This is a genomic window from Lactobacillus kefiranofaciens, from assembly GCF_900103655.1.
Lineage (GTDB): Bacteria > Bacillota > Bacilli > Lactobacillales > Lactobacillaceae > Lactobacillus > Lactobacillus kefiranofaciens.
In genome coordinates this window covers 14764-27120 of the sequence record NZ_FMXC01000023.1, presented here as the reverse complement: position 1 = coordinate 27120, position 12357 = coordinate 14764, and the positions used below count along the sequence as shown (strand labels likewise).

General features: G+C 40.6%; 12 protein-coding genes. All 12 read right to left on the bottom strand.

The genetic code is table 11. From position 1 onward, the window contains the following. Positions 1–212 (bottom strand): transposase (locus tag BLP58_RS08440; RefSeq protein ID WP_176752299.1); only part of this gene is annotated, 212 nt, incomplete at its 3' end. A gap of 197 nt (positions 213–409) precedes the next feature. Continuing rightward, a complete protein-coding gene (locus BLP58_RS08435; protein WP_013854817.1) occupies positions 410–1159 on the bottom strand; it encodes an aspartate/glutamate racemase family protein in 750 nt (249 codons plus the stop codon). Positions 1160–1164: 5 nt separating this feature from the next. Further along, complete coding sequence (locus tag BLP58_RS08430; protein WP_013854818.1) at positions 1165–2736, bottom strand: UDP-N-acetylmuramoyl-L-alanyl-D-glutamate--2,6-diaminopimelate ligase; 1572 nt, start codon at positions 2734–2736, stop codon at positions 1165–1167. A gap of 51 nt (positions 2737–2787) precedes the next feature. Further along, complete coding sequence (locus BLP58_RS08425; RefSeq protein WP_013854819.1) at positions 2788–3942, bottom strand: sensor histidine kinase; 1155 nt, start codon at positions 3940–3942, stop codon at positions 2788–2790. A gap of 3 nt (positions 3943–3945) precedes the next feature. Beyond that, positions 3946–4632, bottom strand: a complete 687-nt coding sequence (croR, locus tag BLP58_RS08420; RefSeq protein ID WP_013854820.1) for a response regulator transcription factor CroR — start codon at positions 4630–4632, stop codon at positions 3946–3948. Positions 4633–4788: 156 nt separating this feature from the next. Next, on the bottom strand, positions 4789–6648 hold the full coding sequence (locus tag BLP58_RS08415) for an ABC transporter ATP-binding protein (RefSeq protein ID WP_013854821.1): 1860 nt from the start codon (positions 6646–6648) through the stop codon (positions 4789–4791). Between the two features lie 10 nt (positions 6649–6658). Then, complete coding sequence (locus BLP58_RS08410) at positions 6659–8383, bottom strand: ABC transporter ATP-binding protein (protein WP_013854822.1); 1725 nt, start codon at positions 8381–8383, stop codon at positions 6659–6661. A gap of 117 nt (positions 8384–8500) precedes the next feature. Then, entirely contained in the window at positions 8501–9283 is a 783-nt protein-coding gene (locus BLP58_RS08405) for a DUF1129 family protein (protein ID WP_013854823.1), read from the bottom strand. 8 nt (positions 9284–9291) lie between these two features. Further along, positions 9292–10392: a redox-regulated ATPase YchF gene (gene ychF / locus BLP58_RS08400; RefSeq protein WP_013854824.1), complete on the bottom strand. Its 1101-nt coding sequence runs from the start codon at positions 10390–10392 to the stop codon at positions 9292–9294. A gap of 57 nt (positions 10393–10449) precedes the next feature. Next, entirely contained in the window at positions 10450–10713 is a 264-nt protein-coding gene (locus BLP58_RS08395) for a DUF951 domain-containing protein (RefSeq protein ID WP_013854825.1), read from the bottom strand. Beyond that, positions 10706–11590, bottom strand: a complete 885-nt coding sequence (locus BLP58_RS08390; RefSeq protein ID WP_013854826.1) for a ParB/RepB/Spo0J family partition protein — start codon at positions 11588–11590, stop codon at positions 10706–10708. The genes BLP58_RS08395 and BLP58_RS08390 overlap by 8 nt, the downstream gene beginning before the upstream one ends. Then, positions 11568–12347, bottom strand: a complete 780-nt coding sequence (locus BLP58_RS08385; protein WP_013854827.1) for a ParA family protein — start codon at positions 12345–12347, stop codon at positions 11568–11570. Before BLP58_RS08385 ends, BLP58_RS08390 begins: the two co-directional genes overlap by 23 nt. Positions 12348–12357: the final 10 nt, after the last annotated feature.

Below are 12357 nucleotides of genomic sequence, written 5' to 3'. Positions count from 1 at the left end.
CCAAATTGCGTATCAACCTTGCGAAAGTAAACACCATTGCGTGAATTGCCTGTATTCCAGCCAGCTCTGGCATAAGGATCATAGCCTAAAAACGCAGTCAGTTCAGCTTCCAATAGGTCATTAACTGCTTGCTGGAGTTCTTTGCGCAATAAATCGTTTATTTTGTCTTGATTGAATAGAGCTTGAGTTATATTTTTGGTAAAATCATTCATGAAGGAGTTCTTCTTTCTGTATGTGTTTTTTGTTCAAACCAATCATACGAGAAAGGAACTCCTTTTTCTAATGTTTTAGGAAATTAAATTAAGGAATAATTCATCCTTACACAAACTATTTTACGGTCTCAAAAAACGCCACTCAATTTATAACTAAAAAGGTTATTGAGTGACGTTAACATAATAATAGTATATCTTTATTTGTACATATACTTAGCACAAGCTTCTTTAGGATCCATCCCCTTGCGAATCTTCAATGCTAATTCAATCGACACATCCGCAATAATCGACTGTGGGTCAATCACATGGTAAGGATGATCCGGGGCCTTTTCTTGAGCTAGGGATAACTCAGTGCATCCCAGTAAAATTACATTACAGCCATAATCATCATGCATTTTTTGCAAAATTTGATGATACAGCTTGCCATCAACGACTCCTTTTTCCTTGATATCACGATAGATCAACTTGGTTACCATCGGTTGAATCTCCGGGCCACCAAATTCCACGTTGCGATGAATGCGGTGAATCTCATCTTCATAGAGATGATCATAAATTGATCCTTCAGTCGCAATCAAACCAATCTTGGTTTCCTTGGGATATTGTTCGATGAACTTATGAACTGCAATTCGCATCATATGCAAAAATGGAATGTCAGTTAATTTAGCTAAATCATCATAGAAGTAATGAGCCGTATTGCATGGCATGACGAAGAAGTCAGGATTTAACTTTGCTTGTCCTAGCACGTCGTCACGCAGGTCATAGAAAAAGTTAGGCTTAGTATGATCTTTAATATAGGCAGTTCGATCAGGAACTTGTGCGTCATTTACTAAGCAATAATTCAAATAATCTTGATCTTTGGCAATCTTTACGCGATGATTAATCAAACGAACGTAGCTTTCAGTGGCGATAGTTCCCATGCCGCCAATAATACTAAAGAAATGCTTCATTTTTTCTACTTCCTAAAATGTTCTTCTTGACCCTCTAATTCATTAATAACTTGTTGGGCAACTACAATATCTGATGGATATGGCGTATTGACGCCGCGAATCTTTTGGAAGGCATCCGCACCCTTGCCGCAGATCAATACCACGTCATTAGGCGTAGCCATCGCAATCGCGTCATGAATAGCCTTCTTACGGTCCAATTCAATCGTGACATCACACTTAGAATGATCAATGCCTGAGTCAATCTCTTCGGCAATGCTCTTCGGATCTTCAAAACCTGGATCATCAGTAGTTAAGAACGCCTTATCTGCATAAGCAGTTAAACTCTCGCTAAATCCTGGACGACGTGATACACCCTTATCTCCTGGTGCACCAACAACAACGATGATCTTTGGATCGTTAAATTCATTGCGCATGAAGCTCATTAACGCCATCATTGAAGCCTTGTTATGAGCGTAATCAACGACAACCATACCATGCTTCTTGGTTCTTTCAGTTTGCATTCTGCCTGGAATGGTTACATCGCGAATACCGGCAGCACATTGATCATGGTTAAGTCCGGCAAGACCAGCACCAATAATGGCAGCTGTACCGTTGGATTCGTTGAAGTCGCCGAGCATCTTCAATCTGTAGTCGCCATTAATTGGCAACTTGCGTGCCTTATCACTGGCACAAACCAAGTTGAAGCGAGTCTCGTTCATGTCCAATTCTTCAGAAGAAAATCTGAAGTCAATTGGTACCTTCAAGTCCGGATTTTCAAAATTATCACGAGCGAATAAGTAGATGCTATCAGGATTAGTCGTGGTAGTAGCTGCTGCATAAATCTCATCAAAGTGATCAGTTTCCGCGTTAATAATACACTTGCGGGAGTTAACCAACAATTGCAATTTGCAATGCAAGTAATCCGCAAAGTTAGGATGCTCGTTTGGTCCAATATGATCAGGACTAATGTTCAAGAAGAAGCCTAAATCATAGGTTAAGCCAAATACCCGATTTTTCTTATAAGCTTGGCTAGAAACTTCCATAACCAAGTGGGTCATCCCATTATCTACTGCCTTACGCATGTCACGGAACAAGTCTAAGCTCTCTGGCGTGGTCAAACTGGACTTGAAGCTATCTTCTGGCTTAGGTCCAACCACATCGTTAACTGAAGAGATTAAGGCAGTCTTGCCACCATTAACTTGATCCAGCATCCCCTTCAAGAAGTAGGCTGACGTAGTCTTGCCCTTAGTTCCAGTGACGGCTACTACATATAAGTCATCTTGCGGGAAGCGGAAGAATGCGGCAGATAGCAATGCCATTGCCTTAGACACATCGCGCACGATTAGGGCGTGCACTCCCTTGCCTTCTGGATATGGTTGCTCTGCCACGTAACAAATAGCGCCATTGTCTTTAGCCATTGATAAGTAAGTTGGTCTAAAGCCTGCGCCTTTGCAGAAGAATAATGTATTAGTTTGAATATCACGCGAATCATAAGATACGTAATCCATCTTAGTTGCGACAGTATCCTGGACTGCGCTTGATTTAAGCAAATGGTGCTCTTTTAAAATTAATATACAGGTATTTAAAGAAATACTCATTAACTTTTCTCCTCGTTGTATTAAAACATTTCAGTCAAAATTATAACACAGCTAACGCTTACTTGGTGCTTTCTTAGGATCAAGTGGCAAACGAATAATGAAACTCGTCCAGTTTTTATCCGACTCACAGCGAATCGTACCATGATGCAAGTCAACGACACTCTTGGTAATCGAAAGCCCTAAGCCTGTGCCGCCAGTTTTGGTATTACGCGAAGTTTCCACCCGGTAGAAACGCTCGAAAATTTTATTTAGTGATTCCTTAGGAATCGGCTCACCATTATTTTCGACGCGAAGCTCAACTTCACGCTTATTGACCAGGTTAGCAACTAATTTGATCTTAGTCGCGCCAGCGCCATACTTGAAGGCATTAGAGATCAAATTATTATAGACGCGCACTAATTTTTCCGCATCAGCCTTAATCGTTAAGTCTTTAGGTCTAGCCTGGATCTCGATCTCAATCCCCTTCTTCTCGGCTTCTAGTTCAAAACCCGCGGCCACTTGCTCTAGCATGGAATAAATATGCAGATCGTTCAGATTCAGCTTGGTATTGGTTGATTTCAAGGTTGTATATTCAAATAAATCATTGGCCAGCGATTTCATCTGCTCTGCTTTGGTATAAGCAATATCGATATACTTTTTCTGATCCTCAGGTGCTGTAACGCCAGTTTTAAGCAAGCCCAGATAGCCAATAATTGAAGTTAGTGGGGTTCTAATATCGTGCGAGACATTGGTAATCAATTCATCCTTAGATTGCTCGATTGCCCGCTCTTCATTAATTGAATGCACAGTACTATCAACCAGTGAATTAATCGAATCCACCACGCGCTGCAATTCGGGCCGCACCCTGAAGTTAATTCGATGATCAAAGTGGCCACTAGCAATGTAATGCAGTTCCAAAATAACGTGACGCAGCTGCATTTGGTGATATCTTCTGATCAAGCGCCAATAAAGAACGGCAAGATCACCTAATCCCATTAAGACAATGAAAATATTCTGCCAAGACCAAACATGATAGCCCCCAGCAAAGGTCATCGTTTTTTTTAGGAAGAAGATCCCATTAACCAAGTTCTCATCCTGCAAAATGGCCAGGTGAATCAGAATAATTATTGATAAATTCAATAAAAGCAGAAGGATAACCGTCACGACTCCTTCTGCAAATAATTCGCTCTTCTCGGCGCCAGTAAGTTTGACGCGTTCTTTTTTCATGGGCTATGCCTCGACCTTGTAACCTACGCCCCAAACGGTTTGGATAACGTCCTCACCATCAGTGGCCTTCTGGATCTTATCCCGCAAGTGCGATACGTGGACCATGACTGTCTTAGCTGACACGATTGATTCTTGTTGCCAAACACGTTCAAAAATTTCATCAGCAGAGAAAACACGGTTAGGATGACTAGCTAATAGGTATAAAATACCGAATTCCAAAGCAGTCAATTGAATGGTCTTGCCATCGATTGTTTTTACTTCGTGTGAATCACGGTTGATTACTAATGGGCCAACTTCCAAAATGTCTGGCTTGTCATCCTTGACTTGCTTTTGACTACGACGAAGTAGTGAACGTACTCTAGCCATCACTTCTAATGGATTAAATGGCTTAGAAACATAGTCATCGGCACCGGTAATCAAACCTTGGATTTTATCCATATCGCCGGTTTTGGCAGAAACGATAATGATTGGAATATCGGAATCTTTTCTAACTTCCTTGATTACTTCGATTCCTGACATATTGGGCATCATAACATCTAAAATCATCAAAGCGATGTCAGGCGTCGTGGTTAACTTAGTAATTGCTTCCTTGCCGCTATAAGCTGCAACTGGTTCATAACCTTCATTTTTTAAATAAATGCTTAAAAGTTCTACGATCTCTTTATCGTCATCAACAACTAAAATTTTCACGAGGAAAAATCCCCCTTCTTATTCTTATTTTTATGCTTATCTATAGTTTAGCAAATCATAGTCTTATTTTACTCATTTTTCAAAAAAACGCCTAAGATCATTGCTTATCTTTATTTTTTCTAAAAAAATAAGCCGGTTAAAACCGACTTATTTAATTTATTGAATTTCTTTCTTACCAGTATAGAGCTCATAGTAGTAACCCTTTTGCTTAAGAAGTTCTTGGTGATTACCATGTTCAATGATGTGACCATGATCAAGAACTAAGATCAAATCTGAATTAACAATCGTGGACAACCGGTGAGCAATTACGAAACTCGTTCTACCGGCTAAGAGGTTATCCATCCCGGCTTGAACCATCTTTTCGGTTCTCGTATCGATGCTTGACGTTGCTTCATCCAGAATCATAACTGGTTCATCGGCGATCATTGCCCGGGCAATACTGAGCAGCTGCATTTGCCCTTGAGAAAGGTCGCCCCCATCACCATCGATTACCGTTTCATAGCCGTGATCGAGGTCGTGAATGAATTCATCCGCGTGTGACAATTTCGCTGCTTGGTAAACATCATCGTCACTGGCTTCTGGGTTACCAAAGCGGATGTTGTCCATAATTGTACCAGTGAACAAGTGTGTTTCTTGCAAAACGATCGAAAGTGATTTACGCAAGTCATCCTTTTTAATATTCTTAATCGGAATACCATCATAAGTAATCGTACCTGAATCAATTTCGTAGAAACGATTAAGCATGTTCGAAATGGTCGTCTTACCGGCACCAGTTTCACCAACCAAGGCCACTTTCATCCCTGGCTTGGCATTAATCGAAATATCGTGCAAGATTTGATGTTCTGGCACATAGCTAAAGCTAACATGATCAAAGATAATGTGACCGCGAACTGGCACCTTCTTAACTGAACCGTCTTTTTGCGGCACGTTCCAGTTCCATTGGCCGCCTACTTCAGCATCTTTAGTAATCGTTACGTCGCCTTGGTCGGTTTCTGAAACTTGATCTTCTAAGTTAAAGATTCGATCAGCACCAGCCAAAGCCATAACAATTGAATTCAATTGTTGTGAAATTTGTGCAATTGGCATACTGAATTGCTTAGATAATTGCAAGAATGAACCGATGGCACCCAGTGAAAGCGGAGCCCAGGCATTGATATCTACGGCACCACCAATAAAGGCGATCAAAACATAGAGCAAATTACCCATGTTACCCATAATTGGGAACAAAATCGTGGCATAAGTATTAGCTTTACCAGATGCCTCACACAATTCTTCGTTGTACTTATCAAAGCCTTCCTTTGATTCTGGCTCATGACTGAAGACCTTAATAACCTTCAAACCATTAAGCATTTCTTCGTTGTAACCATTGATTTGCCCCAACTTCTTCTGCTGCAACTGGAAATAATGACTTGATCTTAAAGTCAAATAACGCACAATTCCAATTGATAAAGCAAAGATAATGAATGAGAACAAAGTCAATTGCCAGCTTAAGCTGAACATCGCAAACACAACGAAGATCAAACTCAGAATTGAGTTGGTAAATTGTGGAATGGATTGTGAGATCATCTGCATCAATGTATCAATATCGTTGGTGTAGCGTGACATCACATCGCCGAATTCATTTTGATCGAAGTATGAAATCGGCAAACTTTCCATATGGGTAAACATCTCGTTACGAACACGGAATTGAACCTTTTGCGCCAAAACACCCATTAACATGTTAAAGAGATAGTTTGACAAAAAGCCGATCGCATAAATACCAAACATTACTGCAATAGCAGTAGCCAGCGGCCCATAATTAGGCACTTTTTCTTTAGTTAATGGCACAATGTAATCGTTAATCAATCGTTCAATGAACAGTGAGCCAATAACGTTGCTGGCCGCCGCCAAGACGATCGTAATAATAGAAACCGTGAGCATCCATGGACTAGTGTTAGCGATTAACTTGAGCAGTCGCATCAAGATTTTCATCCGTCTGCCCTTAGTTTGATTTTTCTTTTCTATTGCTTGATCCAAAATCGCTCACCTACTTTCCTTGTTCTTCTTGGAACTTAGCGATTGAACTGTAAAGCTTGTTAGTCTTTAGCAATTCCTCGTGCGTTCCGATATTCTCAATCTTGCCGTGATTCATCACGATGATCCGGTCAGCATCTTTAATCGAAACAATTCTTTGTGAAATGATAATTTTGGTGGTTTCAGGCATATCCTTTGCCAAGGAAGTTCTAATTTCACGTTCAGTGTTAGTATCAACGGCTGAAGTTGAATCGTCCAAGATCAAAATCTTTGGATTCTTAAGCAAAGCTCTGGCAATGGTAATTCTTTGCTTTTGCCCACCAGAAACGTTGTTACCACCTTGTTCGACCATCGTATCGTAGCCATCTGGCATCTCACTAATAAAACCATCAGCGTGTGCAATTTTAGCAGCTTGGACAACTTGTTCATCCGTGGCGTTTTCGTTACCCCACTTCAGGTTATCCTTAACTGTACCGGTAAACAGAACATTGTTTTGTAAAACCATCGCGACGTTATCACGCAAGGTCTTTAGGTCATATGACTTAACGTTATGACCCGCTACACGCACAGCACCTGATGTAACATCATAAAGACGCGGAATCATTGAAACCAAAGTAGATTTAGACGACCCGGTTTCACCGATAATCCCGATTGTTTCGCCTGGCCGGATGCGCAAATTAATGTCGTCCAAGGCATTCGTCTTATCAGCAGCTTCATATTTAAAGTTCACATGATCAAAAATAATTTCGCCATTAGTTAAACGCTTAAGCGGCTTCTTAGGATTTTCAATCGTTGGTTCCTCAGTAATCACTGAAGCAATACGACGACCACTAGCGCCTGAAATAACCAATTGGGTGGTAATCATTGCCAAGATATTCAAACTGAATAAAACAGAGTTTGAATAAGTAAACATAGAAATTAATTGACCAGTTTGCAAGCTGCCACCAACAACTTCTTTTGCACCAAACCAGCAAATAGCCAAAGTGGAAATATTCAAAACGGCAGCTACAACCAATGCGTTTAAAGACATGATCTTTTGCGCTGTAGCAAATAATTTGTAAATAAAGCCAGATGACTTTTTGAATTCTTTAATCTGGGGCTTTTCTTGCACGTAGGTCTTAACTTCACGAATACCGCGGACGTTCTCACGCACTACTTGGTTCATGCGGTCATACCCTCTAAAGATCTTAGGGAAGTACGGATAAGCCGTTTTGATAATTAAAGCTAAAGCAATAGCAAAGATTGGTCCTAAGACTAGGAAAATCAATGACAAGCGCGGACTAATAATTACCGACATGATGATCGAGACAATGAACATCATCGGTGCTCTAACTGCAATTCTAATTAACATCTGATATGCAAGCTGGACGTTATTAACGTCAGTCGTTAAACGTGTTACCAAACTGGCACTTGAGAAGTGATCAATGTTCTCAAATGAATAATCTTGCATATGGTAAAACATATCCTTACGCAAGTTAGCGGCAAAACCTGCAGCGGCATGTGCCGAAACATAACTGGCGCTCGCACCTAAAGTTAAAGAAACAATAGTTAATACCAGTAAAATTAGCCCCATTTTACTAATATAGGACATGTTTCCTTTCATAATTCCGTTATCAATCAAGATACCGACCAAGTATGGGATTAGCATTTCGATAATAACTTCACCGATAACGAATAGCGGCGAGAGCATGGACAATTTTTTATATTGCCGAATCGATTTGCTCAGCGTTTTGATCATATGAACCCACCCTTCTATTTTTTCTAATCTTACAAAGAAAAAGATAAATGGACTGTACCCATTTATCTTTTATGGTTATTAAAATTAAGCATGTGCTTTTTCTTAAGATTTCGCAAATTATTTGCTTTGTGGTCGTGGTGCAAATGTTGAACCAACGATATGGTAATGCTTTCTGAATAAATAGCGTACACCAAATGCGACCGCAGCAATAATAATATCGGCAATACCTGGCAATACCGGGTTGATTACTTGCATTGCTGGAATTGATAAAATCCAGATCAAGACGAATAATGCAGCTGCAATGATTAAAATACTCAAAAATGCTTTAACCCATGGTCGCCGACTACCCTTTTTGGGAATCATCCAATCATTGTACTTAACCATAGTGACACCCATTAAGATACTTACGGTGGCTAAGGTTAAAACGCCCCATTGAGAGTTATATTCTTGCTTGCCTGTTTGAAATAATGCCAATATGCCGAACATCCCGAAAAAGATAGCCAAATAAAGCAGTGAACCATCAACCGCTAATTGCCAAAATGGCGTTGGCGTTGGTTTTCTCTTAGGGTGAAGCATTTGTTCTGCCTTAATTGCAGGTGAAGCTAAGTAAAGACCGTTAGCTGGTTGACCATGACGCTGAGCAATAATAATTTCGCTCAATAAGCTATTCGTCATTTGCACTGCATCATCACGTGACATTGAGCCTTGCTTTTGCAGTTCTTTTTCCAAGCGGAAAACGTAATCGCTATTCTTATTGCTTAACTTGCTACGCAGTTCTTGGAGATCTTCTTGCTTAAGCTTTTCATCTTGGTCCTCAACTTCTGCTTGTTTTTTTAGTTTAGCCTGTTTTGCAGTATCAATCTTAGCAGTATTTTTTTCTTTCTTTGTCTCTTCAGCCATTCTTACTCCTAGACATTAAATCTAAATTCAATAATATCGCCGTCTTGAACCTCGTAATCCTTGCCTTCAAGACGGAGCTTGCCTGCTTCCTTAACCTTTTGCATGGTTTCTAACTTGTCCAAATCATCGTATGAAACAACTTCGGCACGAATAAAGCCACGTTCAAAGTCTGAGTGAATAATACCGGCAACTTGTGGAGCCTTCATCCCTTTGTGGAAAGTCCAAGCACGAGTTTCAGGACCACCAGCGGTGAAGAATGTTCTTAAGCCTAAGATGTGATAAGCCGCACGAATCAAACGATCCAAACCTGATTCCTCAACGCCTTCCATTTCAAGGAATTCTTTCCTTTCATCGTCGTCCATGCCGGCAATTTCTTCTTCAGTTGCGGCAGAAATGCCTAGGCATTCAGCATTTTCGCTATCAGCATGCTTCTTGACGATTTGGTAGTACTTGTCGCTTTCTGGATCAGACATTGAGCTTTCGGCAATGTTGGCAACATAGATAACTGGCTTAGAAGTCAGTAAGAACAAGCCCTTAACAATCTTTTGTTCATCTTCATTAAAGTCGATTGAACGAGCGGCGTTGCCTTCTTCAAGCACTGGCTTTAATTTGTTAAGCATAGCCATCTCAGCCTTGGCTTCCTTATCGCCTTGTTGAGCGACCTTCTTAACCTTGCCGATACGCTTGTTAACAGCATCAAGGTCAGCAATAGCAAGTTCCAAGTTAATCGTATTGATGTCTTCTTCTGGGTCAACCTTACCAGTAACTGAGGTAATATTGTCATCGTCGAAAGCACGAACTACGTGTACGATTGCATCGGTTTGACGGATGTTTTCCAAGAACTTGTTACCAAGACCTTCACCTTTAGAAGCACCCTTAACCAATCCGGCAATATCGGTGAATTCAAAAGTAGTGTGTACGATCTTCTTAGCAGGGATCAATTCTTGAATTCTAGCCAAACGCTTATCAGGAACTTCAACCATTCCGACGTTTGGTTCAATGGTGGCAAATGGGTAGTTGGCCATTTCCGCACCAGCCTTAGTAATCGCGTTAAACAAAGTTGACTTACCAACATTTGGTAAACCAACGATACCAGCAGTTAATGACATTTGTTGTCCTCTTTTTCTAAAAAACTATTCTTTTATATTTTATCTTACTTGTCTATTTTATCTAAAATTCGGGCGAGCGATACTGTCTTTTGGCACATATTGCTCTTTTTTTGCATTTACCGGATCATTGGCCTTAGTTAAGACCTTCTTCATCTTCCGGTTGAAGTCGCTACGCGGCATCATTACCATGTGACCGCAACCCATGCATTTTAATTTAATATCAGCACCCATACGCAAAATTTCCCAGTCATTGACCTGACAAGCATGGGGCTTTTTCATTAGAACCGTATCAGCTAAATTATATGTAATTTCTTTAGTCATCTAAATTAACACCTAAAATATCAAGAATTCGATTCAATTCATCACTAGAAGCAAAGTCAATTGATAAATGACCCTTGCCCTTCTTAGTTTCTGAAATATTGACGCTTGCACCAAATTTATCAGAAAGCTGTGTTTCACTTGCCCGAATAAAGGCTGACTTCTTATTAGTCTTCTTGCGAGGCTTTTTAGCATTGATCTCACTAACCAAGGCTTCTACCTTGCGAACCGGTATTCCTTCCTTAGCAACTTTCTTAGCTAAATCATCAATCTTGTCCTTATCTTTCAAACCAAGCAAGGTTCTCGCTTGCCCCATAGATAAATCGCCATGCTGCAGCAAATGCTTAGTCTTGTTAGGCAGGGTAAGCAGACGCAAGTAATTGGCAATATATGGACGAGACTTGCCCATCCGCTGAGAAACCTCTTCTTGCGTTAAGCCTAGATTCTTCTGCAGCATTTCATAAGCCTGGGCTTCTTCTAGAGGAGTCAAGTCCTCACGCTGCAAGTTCTCTAAGACGGCTACTTCCATCATTTGACTCTCATTAAACTGACGGACAATAGCTGGAATAGTAGTCTTCTTAGCCAACTTGGAAGCACGGTAGCGCCGCTCACCAGCAATAATCTCATAGCCATTCACCGACTTGCGCACGATAATCGGTTGAAAGACGCCGTTTTCTTTAATCGAATCAGACAATTCCTTCAAGCTCTTATCGTCAAACTTTTTACGCGGTTGATAAGGATTGGGCCGAATAGCACTTAATTCTAGTTCTTGAACTTCCTCGGTTTCTTTGTTTTGGGTTTCATCTTCAAATAAAGCTTCAAGTCCGCGGCCTAAACCGCCTTTTTTCTTGACTGCCTTACTTTTGGAGTCTCTTGCCATGAGCTTTTAACACCTCTTTTGCTAAATCATCATATACCTTGGCGCCGCGTGATTTAGGCGCATATTCCGTAATCGGCTGCCCATAACTTGGAGCTTCAGCCAATTTGGTAATTCTAGGAATAATCGTCTTGTATACTTTTTTACTAAAGTAAGACTGTACTTCCTTAACGACCTCAGCTCCTAGGTTTGTTCTAGCATCAAGCATAGTTAGCAATACACCTTCTACGCCTAAATCTTTGTTAAAGTGTTTCTGCACTAAACGAATAGTATTCAAGAGCTGACTTAAACCTTCCATAGCGTAGTATTCACTCTGCACTGGAATCAAAATTGAATCTGAAGCAGTGAACGCGTTGATTGATAACTGCCCTAACGATGGCGGACAATCGATAAAGACGAAATCATAATCGCCACTCACGGCATCTAGGGATGACTTCAATCGCGTTTCACGCGCCATTAGACTAATCAATTCTGTTTCTGCACCAGACAAGTTAATCGTCGCCGGTACCATATCTAACTTAGGCGTTGAAGTATGATGAATTGTTTTTTGAATGGGAATTTCATCAATTAAAACGTTGTAAATGTCCTGGTCAATCTCTGATTTTTCAATTCCTAAACCAGAGGTGGCGTTGCCTTGCGGATCAATATCCACAATTAAAACGCGATAGCCACGGTCGGCAATTGAGGCTGCTAAGTTGATAGTAGTAGTAGTTTTGCCTACACCGCCTTTTTGGTTAGCAACCGAAATTACATTTACCATATTTTCCATC